We start from the raw sequence: 18,474 nt of genomic DNA, 5'->3' as shown, positions 1-18,474 counted from the left end.
GAAAAAAAGTAAGCAAATAGTTCATGTTATGACAATATAGTTTATGTTCATTTTAGCCTACTTTCATGTAAGATGGTACCATATAGAGCATTAACACAATCCATTGAATAGAGGTGTCCTTCCATGAGAAAAATGGGTATCGGACTGCAAATGTATACGCTTCGCGACGAAACTGCGCAGGATTTCCGCGGTACGCTTCGCAAAGTGGCGGAACTGGGATATGAAGGTGTGGAGTTCGCAGGCTATGGCGACATTCCGGCAGAGGAGATGAAAACGCTTCTTCAGGAGCTGGGTCTTAAGGCAATCGGCAGTCACGTGGGACTGCATCTTCTTCGCGACGATCTGCAAAAGGAGATCGATTACCTGAAAACGATCGGCGCCAAGTATATGATGTGTCCATATGTAGCTCCAGAAGACCGCGAGGATGCAGAAGGTTGGAAGAACCTCTTTGCCTTCCTGGAAGAAGTAGGTGCTGAAGCACGCAAGCAGGGACTGATCTTTGGTTATCACAACCATGCATTTGAATTTGAAGCTGAAGTGGATGGCCAATTTGTATTTGATGCCATGTATTCAACGACTTCACCGAATGCGGTTCAAGTTGAGATGGACGTATGCTGGGTACAGTTTGCCGGACAAGATCCGCTTGCTTACATTCCAAAATATGCAGGACGTTTGCCACTCCTTCACCTGAAGGATTTCAGCAAGGATGCCGATGGCAACATGCAGACGCTTGAGCTGAGCCAAGGCTCGGTTGACTTGCCGGCTGTTATTAAGGCCGCTTCGGATGCAGGCACAGAATGGCTGATCGTAGAGCAGGATGTATGCCAGAATCCACCGCTGCAAAGCGTATCGAACAGCTTGAACTGGCTGAAAGAGAACTATCTAAACCAATTCTAAATTTATATTTTCAATCACAGAGGAGACAATCAACATGAACAAAATCAAAATTGCTGTATTTGGCTGCGGTGCTATTGCCCAGCGCAGACACATTCCTGAATATGCTGCCAATCCTAACGTAGAGCTGGTTGCCTTCGCTGATCCGTTAAAAGAACGTGTTGAAGAGGTTGCTAAGATTTATGGCGGAAAAGCTTACACAAGCTATGAAGAATTGCTGAAAAATGAAAAGCTGGATGCAGTCAGCGTGTGTACGCCGAACTACCTGCATGCGCCGATGACCATTGCGGCAGCGAATGCAGGCTTGCATGTATTGGTTGAGAAGCCGATGGCTACTACAGCCGAAGAAGGAGAGCAGATGATTGAGGCTGCACGCAAAAACGGCGTGTACCTGATGGTTGGCCACAATCAGCGTCTGATGCCGCCGCATGTAAAGGCGAAGGAAATCCTCGATTCCGGCAAGCTTGGAAAAGTGCTTACGTTCCGTACTTCTTTCGGTCATGGTGGTCCGGAGAGCTGGAGCCTGGATGGACGTGACAGCTGGTTCTTCCGCAAAGAAGAAGCAATTATGGGTGCCATGGGTGATCTCGGTGTGCATAAATCCGACTTTATCCGTTATTTGCTGAGTGATGAAATTGCTGAAGTGGCGGGATTTATCGGCACGATTCATAAGGACGGAACAGACGTAGATGACAACGCGACCTGTATCGTTCGCATGAAGAGCGGCGCTGTCGGAACGTTGATGGCCAGTTGGACACATTATAGATCCGGTGACAACAGCACCGTGCTGTGGTGCGAGAATGGCGTCATGAAGATTGGTGCGGTAGATGGGGACGAGGTTATCGTTGAGTTGACAAACGGTACTGTAGAGACCTACAAGGTCGGCGCGATGGCAACCAACGAACAGCAGGTCCATAGCGGTGTAATTGACGCATTCGTACAATCTATTCTCACCAACACGCCACCGTCGATTTCCGGCGAAGAAGGCTTGCGTTCGCTGAACGTTATCCTGGGTGCATTTGAGTCTCAGGCAACAGGAAGCATCGTAAAATTGTAATTGAATCATGATTAAGAACCCCTCTCTTGGGCTATGGCGGATGTTATTCCTGTCATTTCTGGGAGGGGTTTTTTTTGTGTGTTGGACGTCTTTATCGGTCATGACCAGCTTCAATATCAAATACTACAGCAGGTCCAGTGGATAATTTTATCCCCCTCTATGACTAAGAAATCATTTACTCCGACAGAAGGATTACTCTAAGATAGATTTTAATCTATTGGGCTGAAAGCGGTTGCGCTTGGCAACTAGCTCATGGGATAAGCAACTGTGTGGTTTAGGCACATAAGAACTGAGGTGAAGGAATGAAAAAATGGCTCGGCAAATCGCTTAAGCACAAGCTTTCACTGCTGATCATCATTGCGACGATGGTTCCACTCCTGTTTCTCGGTCTATTCTCTTACAATATGGCGGGCGGCATTACTGAGGAAAAGGCCAAAATATCAGGGATGAATACGTTGCGGCAGCTTGAGGCTTACCTGGTGACGATGGTGAAGGACGTGGAAAACATGTCTCTTTTTCTGATCGGGCACAGTGGGGTCCAGAGTTATCTGAAGTCGCCGGAGAGAGATAGCAATTATACGCAGCAGACATCGATTATCTTTTTTTTGACGAATCTGGCGTTCTCGAAGGAGTATATTGCGAACATCATTATTGAGCCGCTTGGAGCAAAGCAGCCGATTTCGCACAAATCGTTGATCCGCTCGGAGTTTACCGACATTACCGAGGAAATTCCGGATTATTACAAGTGGCATCCCAAGTGGTGGTCTAACGTACACCGGCAGTGGACGTCGGACGGAGTGCGGCAGGTCGTAACGCTAGCCCGGCCGATTCGAAGTACAGATAAATATAAGCCGATCGGCAAGGTCCAGATCAATGTGGACCAAGCCGTGATTGCTTATCAGGTCACGCAGGCGGCTCTAGAGAAGAGCGGATTTGTCCTGCTGCTGGATGAGCATGACCGGATCATTGCCGGTCCACCCGACATGGAAAGTAACCGCCCGCTATCTGATTTTTATCCGGGCATGAAGCTGATGGAAGGACCAAGTGGGACTTTAAATTACGGGGAAGGGACGGATAAGAAGACCGTACTCTACAAATCGGTATCGGATGTGAACTGGAAGCTGGTCGGCATCATTCCAGCTGCAGAATACCGTTCACAGAACCAGTATGTGCTCACCTTGATGGCCGTTGCGGTCACCGTTGCGTTTCTTCTCGTGATCATTCTCGTTGTCTTTCTGATACAGAAAATTACGAAGCCGTTATCCACTTTGACCAAATTTCTCAAAAACTCAAGTCCGGAGGAGCCGCTTCCCGCGATTCCCGTAACAACGATTGATGAGGTAGGACAGCTGGTCATCAGCTATAACCGTCTAAGCTCCCGGATTGTGAAGCTGACGGAGGAAGTGAAACTAAGTGAATCACTGAAAAAAGAAGCGGATATGCAGGCACTTCAGGTACAGATCAACCCGCATTTCCTGTACAATACCCTGTCTTCCATCCAGTGGCTTGCCTTGATGAATAAAGACAGCAAAATCGCTGATATGGTCGGCTCACTGAGCGACTTTCTCAGATTCAGCCTGAATAACGGCCAGGAATATTGCGCAGTCCGCCAGGAGATGGAGCATGTCCGGAATTATGTGAACATTCAGTCCATCCGTTACCCGGATAAATTAATCTTTCATGTGTATATGGATGATCGGGTGCGTGATCTGACCATGCTCAAGCTGTTGCTGCAGCCGCTCGTTGAGAACGCGATGTTGCACGGTATTCTGAAACGGGAAGGACCGGGTACGATTACGATCAATGCAAGCTGTGATGAACACGGTATCCATTTGATGGTGGAGGACGATGGAATAGGCATGAGTGAGGAACGACTGTTATGGCTGCGTACTCAATTGGAGGAGCATCCGGTTCACGTTCATGAAAAGGAGAGGTCTTCCCAAGGGAGCTACGGGCTCCGCAATGTGAACAACCGACTTCGTCTTCATTACGGAAGGGAGGCCGTTCTCCGGATTGAGAGCACGGAAGGAAGAGGAACAGTAGTTATGTTTACGATCCCGATTGGAGAGGACAGGTCGGGGATCGAATAGGGCTGAATCACACACGTGAAGGGAAAGGGAGATGATCTTGGATGAAGGTGTTGATTGTGGATGACGAGGTGATCATTCGGACGGGGTTGAGCACGGTAATTAACTGGGAGAGCAGCGGGTTTTCTGTATTGGAGCCGGCCGCTTCAGCGGAAGAGGCACTACAGCGGATTCCGTGTGAACAGCCGGATATTATTTTTACCGATATTCGGATGACTGGCATGAGCGGGATTGATCTGGCCCGTGAAGTGATGAACGAGCGGCCGGACACAGAAATGATCATTATATCTGGTTTTGATGAGTTTATATATGCCCAGCAGGCGATGCGGGAAGGTGTCAGTGAATATTTGCTGAAAACAAGCCGGCCCGACGAAATAATACAGGCGGCGATTCGGGCGAAGGCTCGGATTGAACAGCGACGGCAGGAAGATGAACTGGGCAGGACGCAGGAAAGAGCAGTCAACCGCAGCTTCCTGAGAAGACTGCTTGCCTCGGCTACTCTTCCAGATGAGAAGACGGTAACGGAGATGTGGAACAGATATCCCGATCTGAGGATTACTCAGGGGGAGCACCAACTGCAGGTCTGGATCGTTACCTTCCGTCATGACGATACTGCCGGAGAAGAAGGGCGTGTACCAGAAGTTCTCTACCATGCCTTTGGGGAGAGATTGACCGAACTCGTCCCTTACGGTTGTGAGTGGCTGCAGTGGGACGACTCGATCCTGATGCTGATCAGAACTGAGGTGGAACGCGAGGGCATAAGCCAACTGGAATATATAATCCGGAAAGCGAGAGAAGAACTGAACTGCGACACCTTTGCCGCCTGCGGGCAGCCGATCGGTGATGTAAGGCAGTTGCGGCGGGCTCTGGACACAGCCATGGAAGCCGGTTCTTATGAATGGCTGTTAGGCCATAAAGATTATGTGCGCTACGAAGACATAAGTGAACGTAAAGGTGTCCGGGTATTCAGCACGATGGAAGAGGAGAAGGAGCTGGCAGCATGGCTTCGGGCAGAGGACGCTGGTGTCCTGAAGAGTGGAATCGCAGAGCTGCTGGCACGTATCCGGCGTGATCATCAAGCGACACCAAGCTCGGTGCAGGGTTATCTTCAGACTCTGATCGTTGCCGGACACCGCTGGCTGGAGCGTGCTGCCTTGTCTATCGGCCGTTCATATGAACCGCCGAATGGGGAGAAGCTGGACATGACTGAACTTGCGCAAAGACCGGAGAAGGTGCTGTTACACCATTTTGAAACGCTAATGAAGCAGCATGCCGAGCTAGTATCCGGTATTAGTCCGGTTCAGCGCGCGGTCGCGTATATACATGAGCATCTGGGTCAAGGGTTATCGTTGCAGCAAGTTGCAAAACATGTGCATATGAATTCAAATTATTTCAGCGAGTTGTTCAAACGGGAAACCGGACAGAACTATATCGAGTTCGTAACACAGGCCAAAATGCAGAAAGCGATGGCTTTGCTGCTTGAAACCCCTGCCAAAATCAGTGAAGTGGCGAATGAAGTCGGCTATGAGGATATGAAGTATTTCAACCGTCTGTTCAAAAAATTTACGGGAATGACCCCTTCTGAATATCGGGCAAATGCTGAAATTTATCCCTCTATCGACTGAATTATGTCCCCTACGGACTTACGCCCTCCTCTTCTATACTTGGGTTATTCATGCTATCAAGGAGGATTGACAATGAAACCAATACAAAAAATGGGTCTAGTCCTGCTCATGCTGACACTGATCTTGGCAGGTTGCGGGGAATCAAGCAGTAAACCGAATGGTGAAACCGCTAACAAAGGGGATAAGGTCAAGCTGACAGTCTGGCACAACTTTGCCGGTGATGATCTCCGGGCCAAAACCGTACGGAGCTTTATCGACCAATTCGCCCAGGATAATCCCGATGTTGAGCTTGATGCACAGGCGATTCCGGTAGACGGTTACCGCCAGCGTCTCAGCACAGTAGCGGCTGCGAATGAGCTGCCGGACTTAATGTTCGTATATGCAGGCAGTCATTCCGCCGAATTGTATAAAGCCGATCTGCTTCAACCGATCACGGACGTGTTGGACCAGAATCCGGAATGGAGAGATAAGTTCCTGCAGGGCGCTTTTGATCCATTCACTTTTAAGGAAAAAGAGGTTTACACAGCTCCACTCGCCATGTCGGCCACCTCGATTTTGTATTACAACACAACTCTGTTTGAGAAACACGGCGTCAAAGTTCCGACGACTTGGGAAGAAATGATGACGGCGATTAAGGTGTTTAACGATAACGGAGTGACACCGATTGCCCTCGGCAATAAAGCGCCATGGGTTGCACAGTCAACAATTATTGGTTCGCTGGCGGACCGCGTGACCGGGACGGAATGGTTCAAGAATGCTTCAGAACAAAAAGGAGCCAAATTCACAGATCCTGAATTCGTGGAGGCGCTCGGATATTTTAAACAGCTTGTCGACAACAAGGCTTTCCAAGAGGGAGCGAACAGCATTGATAACACGCAGGCGGAGCAATATTTCATTCAGGGTAATGCAGCGATGATGGTCAGCGGAGCCTGGACACTTACGAACCTTGCATCCTCTGCGAGTGAAGAACAGATGAAGAACATTGATGTGACCGTTCTGCCGTCAATTCCGGGAGGTAAAGGCGATCCTAATACGATTTCCGGCGGAGCAGGAGGCGGTCTCGCATTGAGCAAACGAACGGAAGGTGCCGCCAGAGAAGCCGCACTAAAGCTCATTTACACGGTCAGCGGACCGGAAGCACAGAAGGCCATTGCCGAGAGCAATTCGATGGTTATGTATGATACGGACATCGATCAAGCCAAAGTAACGTCGCTGTATTATAAAGCATTTAATCTCGTAAAAAAGACAGGCATTACGCCGGTATATGACGCTTACCTAACCGCTGAAGCAGGCGAAGCGATCAATAACGGTCTTCAGGAAATTATGATGGGCGGAACACCTGAAAGCGTGGCGAAGAAACTTCAGGACGCGCAGGCCAGATCCACAGCACAGTAATGAGACTTCCAAGGGTGTCAGAAGAAGGGAGGCGTCTTAAGTGCCAACAGCCATTCGAAGTAAAGGATTTATAGTTCTAGCTCTGCTTCCGGCGCTTCTGCTGTTCCTGTTGTTTGTTATCGTCCCGGTTTTTTGGTCGGCGTATTACGGTTTTTTTAACTGGAAAGGGTTAGGCGAGGCCAAGTTTATCGGCTTTGGTAACTACAATGAAATATTGCACGATCCAATATTTTGGAGAGCACTGCGGAACAACCTGATCATTGTAGTGTCATCCATTATAGGACAGATTCCGATTGCCTTAATATTGGCGCTCCTGCTTCTCAAAAATTCATTTTTCTCCAGAATTATTCGTTCTGCCGTCTTTATGCCGATGGTACTCTCGACGGTCGTGGTCGGTCTTATATGGGGGTACATCTACAATCCGCAGTTCGGTCTTGCGAATAAAGTGCTCGAGATTATCGGACTAGAATCCTGGACACGCGCTTGGCTTTCCGATCCGAAGGTAAACATGTTCGCGATCTCGATCCCGATCAACTGGAGCAACATCGGTCCGTATATGGTTATCTTTATCGCCGCTTTGCAAAACATCTCTCCTGAGATCAACGATGCTGCTAAAATTGATGGCGCGAACGGCTGGAAGAAGCTGATTCAGGTGACACTTCCCATGATTTGGGGGACCGTCGTTGTGACACTCGTTCTCTGTATTTCCGGAAGCCTGAAAGCGTTTGATCATGTCATTGTGATGACAGGCGGGGGACCGGCGCAGTCCACAGAACTGCTTGCCACCTATATGTACAACAATACGTTTGATGTCTACCGGTACGGGTACGGTTCAGCCGTGTCCACTATGATTATGATCATCAGCGCTTTACTGATCGCCATTAATTTTGTGCTGACTCGAAGGAAAGAAAGCTGATGGAAAGGAGAGGCATGTGAAACAACAACAGACACGTCCAGCAGAGACAGCCGTAAGTCTCGCATACCCGAACCGAAAGCTGGCTAGAAAAGGCATATCCGGGTTAGTCAAGTTGCTGCTGCTGGCATACTCCCTGATCACGCTGTATCCGTTGTATTGGCTGTTTATTAGTGCGTTCAAGACGAATCAGGATTTTTTCAATAATCCCTATGGCTTGCCTGTTGAATGGATGAAAGAAAACATTGTCCGGGCGTGGGATTTGGGAAATATGGGACGGGCGATGCTCAATTCGACCATCGTTACGATTACATCGGTTTTGCTCACGATTGTGCTCAGTCTTTTGGCCGCATATGTGCTTGCCCGGTTTCAGTTCCGTTTCAAAAAGGTAGTAATGGCGTTATTTCTGGCCGGGATGCTTATTCCGATCCATAGCACGCTGGTTCCGTTATTTCTCATGATGAAGGAAATCGGATTGCTCAATTCATACGGAGCACTCATTCTGCCGTATACGGCGTTCGAGCTGCCGATTGCGATCTTTTTGGCGATGGCTTACATGATCTCCATTCCACGGGAGGTTGAGGAAGCGGCTATGATCGACGGCAACGGTTGGTGGGGCATATTCGGAAGGATCATCCTGCCGCTATGTACCCCGATTGTAGCGACGATATCGATATTGGCTTTCCTTCGATTTTGGAACGACTTTTCCTTTGCGCTCGTGTTTATCAATTCACAGGCACTAAAGACGCTGCCGCTCAGCCTGTCCCTGTTCTCGGATGGTTTCGGGACAGACTACAGTCTTACGATGGGGGCCATGGCAATAGCGGTCATCCCGACGATTGTTATTTATCTTATCCTTCAGGAACAGATCATGAAGGGTATGGTGGCCGGGTCGGTTAAGGGGTAGAGGCCGGTGTTCTTTACGGAGCAGGGTGTGGCGTTGCATAGCAGCGGTTAGATCTAATATACAAAATCAGGGGTACTCCAGGATCATCAAGATCCAAGAGTTGCCCCTGATTTTTTTGTTACTTTAACTTGATACGGTGTACAGTAAATTGTCCTGTAGACGCATGAAGCGCCCCAACGGCTTGCTCTGGTGTCGTATGTTGCAAGCGATCAATGGCATAACGAAATTCATAGAATCCGCCAAGCGTTGCTTTAAAATTGGTTTCCCAGTAATTCGTCAAAATCCAAGCGTATGTGGAAGGCGCGCTGTTCCCGGTTTGCTGGGTGTGCAGCTGGCGATGGCTGTGATCCAAAGTTCCTAACTGCAGCAGGGGTGTATCAGGCATGGAAAGAATAAGCGTTTCATCACCTTCTGCCGAATGCCATAACAATCCCTCTTGAATACAGGTGTAGTCAAGACAAGAACCTGGGAGTTGATCCGCCCATGGTCGAACAAGGCATCCTGCTTTCTCCACATAAAGCTCAGCTTCGGTTCCCATAGAGAATGGCAGAGCCACATACACGTTTTCGGGGAGCCAGACGCTTTCCTTGTGAAGGCGGACAGACACCTCGACACGTGGCTGGTTAGCAAACATTTTGAGGGTAAGGGCGTAGTAGCTAAGCCCTTTCACTTCAAATACGAACTCGACCGTGGCGAACAGTGGCCCGTTGTCGAGCACCTGTACTCTGGTTAGACGGCCAGCATCTCGCTGAACGTTTACTCCTTTTCGGTTGCGTCCCATTCGAGAACGGGCTGAGCATACCTGGGACGGATTGTGTTCATCCTGTACAGGCGTAACTTCATACACCGGTGTGAATGGAGCATGCTTCCGGTTAGTGTCCAGCAGATCAGTGGAGAGACGTTTGTCGATCCAAGCGGTGATGCCCTCATTTATTTTCCACTCGATCCGCATCGTCTCCGATTCCATCGAACAGCTGTCCACCATGATCGGATTGGTAGACGATGAAGGCTCCCAAATGTCGTCGACCCCTTCACAACTCACGGGCTTAATATTGCACGCCGTGACCATGCTGTTCCGTGAGCTCTTCATTCCCTGTTGGCGAAGCACATTAATATGAAGAATCCGAGCCTCATTCGGTAGAAGGGTGAGCTCTGTTACGATTGTATGCTTGTGAGATATCTGGTACGGAAGGGCATCTCCCGTCGATTCATCGATAAGCTCGAAATCCCCTTTGAGGATGGTCGTTTCCCATCCATCCAACGGCAGTGTGACTTGAAGTGTTGCGGCCGCCGGTTCCGTATTGATGACCTCGTAACGCAATGGGCGATTAGGCGATAAAAGAGCTCCATGGCGTGCGACAAGAGCTTGATCCAGCAGGCGATAAGCCCGTTTGCTGGCCTCGGCCGCGTAAGCCTGCTTCCGCACTTCAAGCATTTGCACCTGGGGGTGCCATGGCTCATACACGGAGGAATGGTATCCCCATGTATGCTCCGCATACATGGTCAATGCTTCGGAAGCCGCGTCAATATCAGCTGTGTTCACCATTTCATCCTGCTGAACAAGCCTTTTTGCTTTCCGGAGTGTACGCTGGGCATCACGGTATATTCCTGTATGAAGTGCTGTTGACGCTACACCGTCGGACCACCAATCCGGCCAATCCCCGCGATGTACTGGAAGCGAGGACAAGTCTTCCTGCTTCAGGGTGGCGAAGAATTCAGATAAGGTAGCCAGCTTTATTTTAATCTGATCGCCAAATTGTTCATTCCACTGGGTGATCCATTCCGCAATTTCGGCATTTGGTGATGCGTTATCCGTACCAAGCCCCGATACCATGACAGGGATGAAGGAGTATGGATACTGCTCCTGCTCAAGATTCCATAAATACCGGTTGATTCGCAGGGTGGCCACTTCATTGTGCCGATCTTCCGGCTCTGACAAGGTATGTTGAAGTTCGTCTTTAATGATGTATTTCCCCAACGCATTCGGGCAGAAGCCTAGCTCGTTACCGAACATGTAGTGCTCTCCGTTCCATACGAGCAGCTTGCCTCCGTCAGGTGCCTCCCACCAAAACGGGGTCTGCTTGCGGCCAAGGGGGTACATTCCGTGATGTGTATGAATACAGGAGAACAGGTGCTGAACATCGTTCTCCAGCAAGCTGGTAGCATAACCCCAGCTGTATCCGTTAATATCGGCAGTCATGGCGCTGTCAATGTGGTGGTCGAAGGATTTGGCATACTGCTGAGCCTTGCTGTGATTCCGCAGAAGGAGGTCCAGATCGGGCAGCTCTGTCATGTTGAGATACGTTCCTGACAGCTCAATATCTCCTCGGATAACGGCTTGTTGAAAAGCTTCTTTTTCAAGTGGGGAAGCGACTTTCAAGAACTGCTCTACGGCCCAGAAAGTCTCGCAAGTCCATCGGAATGGCTTCCATTCCGGCTTGTCACCGCTACGGGCTGCCTCAATGATGCTTAGCGCCTGACGAATGAAATCGATATGATATTGTTCGATCCGCTCTTGGCGTTCCGTATAACCGATATCTGTGTGTGAATGATGAATCACATAGATGGTCCATGGGCGTGCGGGTTTATGATCGCCTTTGGTTGGTATGCTCATATTACGATAACCTCCTATTTATGAATCGAGGCGGATGGTTGTTTATCCGTACCCTCGAATAGCTTATGAATGCCTCTAAATACATCAATCATCCCATCCTGGAGCTGGAGAATCGGAACGGAAAACGTACCGAGAGTCTGCTGTATGTCCTTCTCCCAGAGGGGAAAGCTGCGCGAAATTTGTCCTCCAAGCACTATGCGGTTCGGCTTAAAAGCAGCAGCATAAGGCAGCAGCATTTCTCCCAGCCTGCGGCCGTATTCATGGAACAAATCTGCAGCTTCTGCGTTGCCGGTTGTGGCTTCCTCCGCAAGATCCACCACATCATTCTTCTCTGTGAAGATTCCCCGCTCGGAGGCCATCTTCAGAATACCTCTTCTTCCAAAATAGTCGTCAACGATAAGGTCCCGGTAAGGTTCGGCAAACAGCATTCCGTTTAATGGTATCCCGCCTTTGCCGGAGACGAGATATCCTTTATCAACAAAAGCGGAGCCTAATCCGGTGCCGAGCGTCAGGCATATCAACCGCTCTGACGGAAACCGGAGGCTGACTCCGAGCCCAAACATGAAGGCGTCATTGCCGAACCGGATATTAGCTGAAGCGAGTGCATCAATCATCGTGTCCGCGCATGCTGACTTAAGCCGCTGAAATTCTGCACGGAGCAGATCACGAACAGACAGTTCGTACAGTGCTTCATATTTGCCTACGCCCTGAAGCAGTGCTATCCCTCCCGCATAATCGAACGGCCCGGGAAAGGCAAATCCGATCCGGACCCTTTCGTTCTTATCCAAAGGTCCGTAGGCGGAAGTGTAAAAGTTCAGCAACTCGTGACATGCGTCGGCGAAGCTGGCGATCGTATCAGAAGCAGGACCCTGGGACGCCGAGGGCCGGGTTATGAACGTGCCGGGCACGAACTGCCCATTTACGAGCAGAGCTCCTTTTAAAACGGTGCCTCCGGCGTCCAGTGCAAGCGTGATCTCGGCTGGTTTTCCGGCAGGTGCGCCGGTGCCGAAATCGGGTCCGTCACCAGAACGCATCGAAGGCCTCCGTGCCTGAGGTCCGGTTAGGTGGAAGAAGCGGAAGGTTCCAGTCCGGACTCACTTTGGCGGCAATAAGGGTGCAAGCGGAACCGGAAAGGTTCTCCAGGCGGTATTCTCCTACACTAGCCGGGACGATATAGGCTTCGGCATATCCCCACTCAACCGCAGCCTCTTCGTTAGCCGTCGGCACGAGGCGGACACGCCCGCCTTCTACGAGATTGTACATCACAAATTCTCCGCCAGTGTCCGCAGTCCAGGTATCCTGCAGAGTCAGTCTGCGGACCTGGAACAGAAGATCGTCACACTGTCCCAGCAGCTCCTCCGAGTTATTACCGTGGTTGCGGATTACCTTAGGACGGGCTATAAGTCCGCTTTCTACGGCCGAGGTGTCTATGGAATCATTGATATTGTGGCGCGCATGCTCCGGGTTCATCGGACGCGGCTTGCCATCGGCATCTTTGCGCAAATAGTCATATATTTTGAACGTAAACCACCAGGTGGTCGAAGAGATTTCAAGAACCAGATTGTTCTGGCCAGAGCAGTGCACCGTTCCCGGAGGGATGAGATAAAGAGTCCCTTTCTCAGAAGGACATTCGTTAACATAGGAAGGCAGATCCAGTGGTACTCTGCTATGATGAGCTTCCTCTGAAGCTATGAGTAATTGGTCTCCCGTCACACCGTCCTTCAGGCCGAGATAGACTTTGGCACCGGGTTTATTTTTCATCACATAGTACGATTCCTGCTGTGTCATATGCTGATTAAATTGGGACTCTATATATTCCTGATTAGGGTGCACTTGTAGTGACAGATAGCCTCCATCCATCGTGTCGAGATAGTTGAAGCGGATCGGGAAATAGCTGCCAAACAGCTCTACATTGCGTTTGCCCATAATGTCATTGGGCGAAGCCTCCATCAGCAGTGTAAAAGGAACCTCTAGCGTAATCCCATCTATACCGAGTAGAAGAGTGTTCTCCGGAGCAATTGGCTCAAAGCTCCAAGCACAATTCGGCCATTCATCTGGAAGTCCGCACAGCTCTTTCAAATACTGTCCGCCCCAGATGCCGGGTGCAAAAAACGGCTTTACACGAAACGGCTGGCGAGAGGTCTTATGCAGTACATGCTTTAATGATGTTACCGGCAGCCAAATTGGCTCATCGGGACGATTCATATCCATGTAGTAAGCATTCTGATGTGGCTGATCTGCCCAAAATGCTAGCCAGTCATTGCGGTAAGTCTCCCAGACGGGCCATTCGAGAAAATAGCAATGTTTATAAATTTCAACGCGGTCCGAGGAGCCGCCGAATCCAAAGTTGCCAAATTGCGGTGAATGACGCTTCTGCTGATTTTCTCTGGAGTAATCTGCATAAAAGTTCAGATCTGATTCCCCGCCGGAGATAAGCGATGCGCCAGGTCCAAATAAAACAACGATGCCTCCTTTAGCGGATAGCTCTGGAGTCCGTTGTGACCAGGCTTTTCTTGTTCCTTCTTGAAAATATTGAATGGGTTGAACATCAGTCGCTGTATAACCGAAGGCACGATTGTCTGTCAAATAATGCGCCATCTCCGAACGTAGCTCTGATTCGGATTTTAGAAATTCAGCTGTGAAGTGTTTGGTAAAAGGAATGTTCTCCTGCTCACATGCGAAGTGAAGCGAATGAAGCAATGTATGAAAGTCTGCACCATTCGTTCCATCCAGAGATATAAACACGGTATGTTTTGAATCCCGGTCGCCTTCGGCAGCCTGTTTATATGTTGATAAGATCTGAGAACACCAAGCATCCGCACCGCGATGAATGGAAATCGATTCATCCTGAACGTTTACATGGTTGATCGGCAATGATTGAAAGGTTGTCATGGGGTAAAACTTCCTCCCTTCTGTAAGGTGATACGATTTCATTGTAGAAGCAGAAGGGAGAAGCGTCTTTATAAAAAGAGGAAGGGTTTTTGTACGATCAGGACATGTATGTGCGTAAACCTTACAGTTTACAGGTTCGAATCGAAGCGTCCTTCCGTAAATTGTGAGCGTCTGAATCGTGCGGGGGTTACACCAAGCTTCGCTGTAAACACGCGTGTAAAGTAGTGAACAGATTCAAACCCGCATATGACGGCAATCTCTTTGATCTGCCGATCACTGTTCAGAAGTAGGCTTTTGGCCTTTTGCACACGCTGCTCCTGAACATAGTGAACAAATGATTGATGCCCGTATTTACTGAACAGTCGCGTCAAATGCCGTGAGGTGATGTGCAAATGATTGGCGACCCGCTGGAGCGGAAGAGGTTCACTCAGATTATCTTTTATAAATAATTCAGCCTGGTGGACGATAGATGCCCCTTCTTCGTTCATTTCAATATCAACGGAATCCATATGCAGTTTTGGCCCATGAGCCACGAGAATGGACAATATTAAGGATAGGGCCGTGCTTTGCAGGGCGAGCGGTGGATAGGTCATGTCATGATGGAACAAGGATATGAGCGAATTCCATAACATTCCCGGAGGTTGCAGAAGGCTTTCTTGTATCACGGGTGTGCCCTGTTTAGCGAGCATTCCGAACGCCTGTTGATAAAGCTCGCTGCAGGCTGACACTTCTGGTTCGAAGGCAACATAGCTCAGTGACAGGCCCTCATCACTCTTGATTGAGTGCAGGACACCCGGTCTGGAGAGAAACAAAGAACCTGGTGATAGGGCATAATGATTAGGACCTTCCCAATAGGATCCGTATCCCGTCAAAACATAACAGGCTTCGAAAAAGGAATGCTTGTGCTCCGTATTATCAAAATGCTGGGGCATAAATCCCCAATAGTGAATGTCGAGTGTAAGCTCCGGTTGCTCTATCCGGTTTAAGGAGTGGTTCATTACCGAATTGGCTCTTTTAAAGGAGAGAGCAAGGGATGTTTTATCTATGGTCATAGAGGGGAATTCCTCCTCTGGTGAGATGAAGTTTGCTGTTTCATTAATGGTTATCAGCTAAGCCGGATATCTATATTATAAGTCTATCGAAGTTGGCTTCGGGTTGCAAAATGGATTGTTTGTTAATGAAATGAAGCATTAAAGCTGTGCTCTCTTGTTTTTTATCAGTAAATTAGGCAGCATATCCAGCACTTTTTCTCTAATTAAGGCGTCACTATGGTTCCACTCGTTTGCTTCAAGGATATAAGCACAACCATTTTTTACAGCAGATAGATTTTTCCAAATGGGATCGTTTATCAAGCCGTTAGCCTCTTTCCGGGATACCGGATTGTCAGGCAGCAGCATAAAAATCCGATCACCGGCATATCCAGGTAAATCTGTTTTAGGGATTTCCCTGAATTCTTCACCTAAGTCAAGCACCTCCTGGATTTTTTCTACAGGCTGAAAGCCGAGCGGGTGATACAGTGCGGAAGACAACCCGATTGTACCCATAACAAACAGCCGTTTGCCATGCTCAATGATGAACACGGATGCTGTTTCACCGGGTTTGATCTCACAGCGTAACTGCTTCCACATGGCAACGGCTTTAGTATGATAGATATTCAACCATTGCTCAGCTGCTTGTTTGCGGTCAAACCAATCTCCTAAGGTAAGCAGACGCTGTTCAAGGGACGCGAAGGAGTTGAATGTTACGGTTGGGGCGATCTGCGAGATCTTCTGATACTGGTTCTCGTCAGCATTAGCAAAAATAATTAAATCGGGTTTAATAGCGATTAACTTCTCGACATCAATCGGGCACCCTACATCTTCTACATTGCGAATCTGATCCTCAAGTAATGCTTGTGCTATGAATGAATACCCGCCCCCGACTGCTTCAATGCCTAGAGCCAGTAAGTCACCGAACGTCTCGCTATGGAAAATAATACGTGCGGGCTTATCCGGAATGGCGACCAGATGGCCTGTCCAATCCTTTACACGATTTTTATTGCGCATCGAATTGGCATATTGCCTTGGAGTGATGCCCGTCGTTTGTCGGAAACGGCGATTGAAGTAAAATTCATCCTCAAAACCAACCCGATGAGCGATCTTGCGCAGTGGTTCGTCCGAACACATCAACCATTCTTTGGAGTGATTAATGCGAAGCTCGTTTAAATAATCGAGAGGCTTCTTTCCGGTTAATTTATGGAAAATGGGTGTATACTGCCACAAAGGAACTTCTGCTAACTCAGCAAGCTGTTTGACCGATATCCTATGCATGTAATTATCCTGCAAATACTGAATTGTATTATTGACCGACAGAGCAGTGATATAAGATTGATCAGAATACAGGTTATGCTCGAACAACAAGCCCATCAGTTCTTGAAATCGAAGGTGCTGCCGAAAAGATTCCATATCCGAAATACTATTTTTATTGGAATGTAATTCTTCAGTAAGTCGAATGAATCGTGAATAGTGGTGCATAGTAAATCCATTGTGATTGGAAATAATGTCATTTGTAAATGTATCGTGGGTGGTATCCCCGACTCGAATTGCATTAAAAGTGATTTGATAATAACAGAGAGGGGAATCTACCATATTTTCAATATGGAGCATCGTTCCAGGAGCAACCATATAGCATTTGTCGATAGATAATTGATAGGGATATTGATTAATAGATAACCTTCCATTCCCGCTAGAAAAAAAGTAAAGTGTATGTTGATTGGTCGATAGTTTTTCGGATTCCCAGCCTGCAGGCCTGTTATATAAATTAATGTCCACCAGGTGAAACAGAAGAGAACGGAGTGGCACAGACGTTTTTTTGCGATGAAGCATCTCTATAGGTCTCCTTTCTCGGTTGATAATGATTATCAAATAAGTTCAATTGTATAAAGAACAAAGAAGCATTGCAATAAAGATTACAACGCTTCTGATCTGTTCCAATTATGGGTATCAACACTTATTTCTTCAGCATTCGCGGTAATTCCTCCAGCAGCCATTCTCTTGTCGAGGCATCACTGCTTGCTTTAATGATATCAATAAAGTAGACGTTGCCTTTCTTAACTGCTGGGAGATCAAGCCAGATTTTGCTCTTCATTAAATTTGCTGTCGACTGCTGTGCTTCATCACCGACTGCGTTTAGAATAAAAACTCGGTCACCGGCGTACTTCGGCAATAGCTCCAGTGAGATATGTTCAAAGCCTTTTTTTGCATCGATTATATCCTGAATCATGTCAACAGGTTTAAAGCCATTAGGATCATACAAGAACTGTGGAAGTCCTGTGCCTGCCATGACAAACAGTCTATCTCCCGGATAATACGTAAAGACAGAAGCAGTTTCTCCAGGTTCTATGACTTCCTCCTGAAGCTGCTTCCACATCGCTTCGTTTTTAGTCTGGTATTCAGTGAGCCATTTTTTTGCCTGTTGCTGTTTCCCGAGGATATCGCCTAATAAGGTCATCCGATCTTCCAATGGTGCGAAAGTATCAAACATTAATGTAGGAGCTATTTTGGAAAGCTGTTCATACTCACTTTCATCCGTATTTGCTGTAATAATCAAATCTGGATTAAGTTCAAGTGTTTTTTCCAAACTGATTGGAAAACCAATTTCTTCGGTGTCTTTCACTTGATCTTCAAACACGTGATCTTTTATATAACTTCCTCCGACAGCAGTTACGTCAAGTGCTACTAGATCTCCAAATGTCTCGCCAGCAAAAATGACACGTTGCGGGGATGTAGGGATATCCACTTGATGACCTAAATAATCTGTATATTTTTGTGTGGAAGACTCCATTTCTTTAGTATTGTCAGCTTCTTGATCCGAAGCAGGCAAGGTGTTTTCGGCACTTGTTGGCATTTCATTATTTGGTTCTTCAGAATTCGTGCTGCAACCTACTAACAAAGAGCCGATCAATGTAGCTAATAGTAAAAACGTATAGATTGCTTTAGTATGTTTCATATGTATTTTCCTCCTGAGTAGATGGCAATATTATAGATAATGATTAATAAAGTGAATAATAAAGGATTTCTTTCTTCTACTCAATGGACAAAAAATATCATTG

At 48.0% G+C, this 18,474-nt stretch carries 13 protein-coding genes; 7 read left to right on the top strand and 6 right to left on the bottom strand.

Annotated features, from left to right (window positions below; translation table 11 throughout):
- Positions 1–123: 123 nt before the first annotated feature.
- From B9N86_RS27285 to B9N86_RS27255, 7 genes are all read left to right on the top strand, one after another.
- On the top strand, positions 124–897 hold the full coding sequence (locus B9N86_RS27285; RefSeq protein WP_208916188.1) for a sugar phosphate isomerase/epimerase family protein: 774 nt from the start codon (positions 124–126) through the stop codon (positions 895–897).
- Between the two features lie 34 nt (positions 898–931).
- Positions 932–1,951, top strand: a complete 1,020-nt coding sequence (locus tag B9N86_RS27280; protein ID WP_208916187.1) for a Gfo/Idh/MocA family protein — start codon at positions 932–934, stop codon at positions 1,949–1,951.
- Between the two features lie 302 nt (positions 1,952–2,253).
- Entirely contained in the window at positions 2,254–4,041 is a 1,788-nt protein-coding gene (locus B9N86_RS27275) for a cache domain-containing sensor histidine kinase (protein ID WP_208916186.1), read from the top strand.
- A gap of 41 nt (positions 4,042–4,082) precedes the next feature.
- On the top strand, positions 4,083–5,663 hold the full coding sequence (locus tag B9N86_RS27270; RefSeq protein ID WP_208916185.1) for a helix-turn-helix domain-containing protein: 1,581 nt from the start codon (positions 4,083–4,085) through the stop codon (positions 5,661–5,663).
- A gap of 72 nt (positions 5,664–5,735) precedes the next feature.
- Positions 5,736–7,058, top strand: coding sequence for an extracellular solute-binding protein (locus tag B9N86_RS27265; RefSeq protein ID WP_208916184.1), 1,323 nt, complete (start codon positions 5,736–5,738; stop codon positions 7,056–7,058).
- Positions 7,059–7,098: 40 nt separating this feature from the next.
- The gene (locus tag B9N86_RS27260) at positions 7,099–7,974 is read left to right on the top strand and encodes a carbohydrate ABC transporter permease (protein WP_208916183.1); all 876 of its coding nucleotides are present in this window, start codon (positions 7,099–7,101) and stop codon (positions 7,972–7,974) included.
- Between the two features lie 79 nt (positions 7,975–8,053).
- Positions 8,054–8,878, top strand: a complete 825-nt coding sequence (locus B9N86_RS27255) for a carbohydrate ABC transporter permease (RefSeq protein WP_208920853.1) — start codon at positions 8,054–8,056, stop codon at positions 8,876–8,878.
- Between the two features lie 118 nt (positions 8,879–8,996).
- On the opposite strand, the gene B9N86_RS27250 is transcribed toward B9N86_RS27255, so the two are convergent.
- The 6 genes from B9N86_RS27250 to B9N86_RS27225 all read right to left on the bottom strand — a co-directional run bounded on the left by B9N86_RS27250 (position 8,997) and on the right by B9N86_RS27225 (position 18,371).
- A complete protein-coding gene (locus B9N86_RS27250) occupies positions 8,997–11,492 on the bottom strand; it encodes a glycoside hydrolase family 38 N-terminal domain-containing protein (protein WP_208916182.1) in 2,496 nt (831 codons plus the stop codon).
- A 14-nt stretch (positions 11,493–11,506) separates the two neighbouring features.
- Positions 11,507–12,526: an ROK family protein gene (locus B9N86_RS27245; RefSeq protein ID WP_208916181.1), complete on the bottom strand. Its 1,020-nt coding sequence runs from the start codon at positions 12,524–12,526 to the stop codon at positions 11,507–11,509.
- Positions 12,513–14,384, bottom strand: coding sequence for a class I mannose-6-phosphate isomerase (locus B9N86_RS27240; protein WP_244562865.1), 1,872 nt, complete (start codon positions 14,382–14,384; stop codon positions 12,513–12,515). The genes B9N86_RS27245 and B9N86_RS27240 overlap by 14 nt, the downstream gene beginning before the upstream one ends.
- Before the next feature lie 128 nt (positions 14,385–14,512).
- A complete protein-coding gene (locus B9N86_RS27235; RefSeq protein ID WP_208916179.1) occupies positions 14,513–15,436 on the bottom strand; it encodes an AraC family transcriptional regulator in 924 nt (307 codons plus the stop codon).
- Between the two features lie 138 nt (positions 15,437–15,574).
- Positions 15,575–17,248 carry an ABC transporter substrate-binding protein gene (locus B9N86_RS27230; protein ID WP_208916178.1) on the bottom strand — a complete coding sequence of 558 codons (1,674 nt, stop codon included), beginning with the start codon at positions 17,246–17,248 and terminating at the stop codon, positions 15,575–15,577.
- A gap of 124 nt (positions 17,249–17,372) precedes the next feature.
- The gene (locus B9N86_RS27225; RefSeq protein WP_208916177.1) at positions 17,373–18,371 is read right to left on the bottom strand and encodes an ABC transporter substrate-binding protein; all 999 of its coding nucleotides are present in this window, start codon (positions 18,369–18,371) and stop codon (positions 17,373–17,375) included.
- Positions 18,372–18,474: the final 103 nt, after the last annotated feature.

This window comes from Paenibacillus uliginis N3/975, from assembly GCF_900177425.1.
Taxonomy (GTDB): domain Bacteria; phylum Bacillota; class Bacilli; order Paenibacillales; family Paenibacillaceae; genus Paenibacillus_AQ; species Paenibacillus_AQ uliginis.
Note: the sequence above shows the minus strand (reverse complement) of the source record. Positions and strands in the feature narration are given on the sequence as shown.

What these genes read in the sequence shown, in the direction of transcription:
- B9N86_RS27285 (WP_208916188.1), top strand. Translation starts at nt 124, where the DNA reads ATGAGAAAAATGGGTATCGGACTGCAAATGTATACGCTTCGCGACGAA.
- B9N86_RS27280 (WP_208916187.1), top strand. Translation starts at nt 932, where the DNA reads ATGAACAAAATCAAAATTGCTGTATTTGGCTGCGGTGCTATTGCCCAG.
- B9N86_RS27275 (WP_208916186.1), top strand. Translation starts at nt 2,254, where the DNA reads ATGAAAAAATGGCTCGGCAAATCGCTTAAGCACAAGCTTTCACTGCTG.
- B9N86_RS27270 (WP_208916185.1), top strand. Translation starts at nt 4,083, where the DNA reads ATGAAGGTGTTGATTGTGGATGACGAGGTGATCATTCGGACGGGGTTG.
- B9N86_RS27265 (WP_208916184.1), top strand. Translation starts at nt 5,736, where the DNA reads ATGAAACCAATACAAAAAATGGGTCTAGTCCTGCTCATGCTGACACTG.
- B9N86_RS27250 (WP_208916182.1), bottom strand. Translation starts at nt 11,492, where the DNA reads ATGAGCATACCAACCAAAGGCGATCATAAACCCGCACGCCCATGGACC.
- B9N86_RS27245 (WP_208916181.1), bottom strand. Translation starts at nt 12,526, where the DNA reads ATGCGTTCTGGTGACGGACCCGATTTCGGCACCGGCGCACCTGCCGGA.
- B9N86_RS27240 (WP_244562865.1), bottom strand. Translation starts at nt 14,384, where the DNA reads ATGACAACCTTTCAATCATTGCCGATCAACCATGTAAACGTTCAGGAT.
- B9N86_RS27235 (WP_208916179.1), bottom strand. Translation starts at nt 15,436, where the DNA reads ATGACCATAGATAAAACATCCCTTGCTCTCTCCTTTAAAAGAGCCAAT.
- B9N86_RS27230 (WP_208916178.1), bottom strand. Translation starts at nt 17,248, where the DNA reads ATGCTTCATCGCAAAAAAACGTCTGTGCCACTCCGTTCTCTTCTGTTT.
- B9N86_RS27225 (WP_208916177.1), bottom strand. Translation starts at nt 18,371, where the DNA reads ATGAAACATACTAAAGCAATCTATACGTTTTTACTATTAGCTACATTG.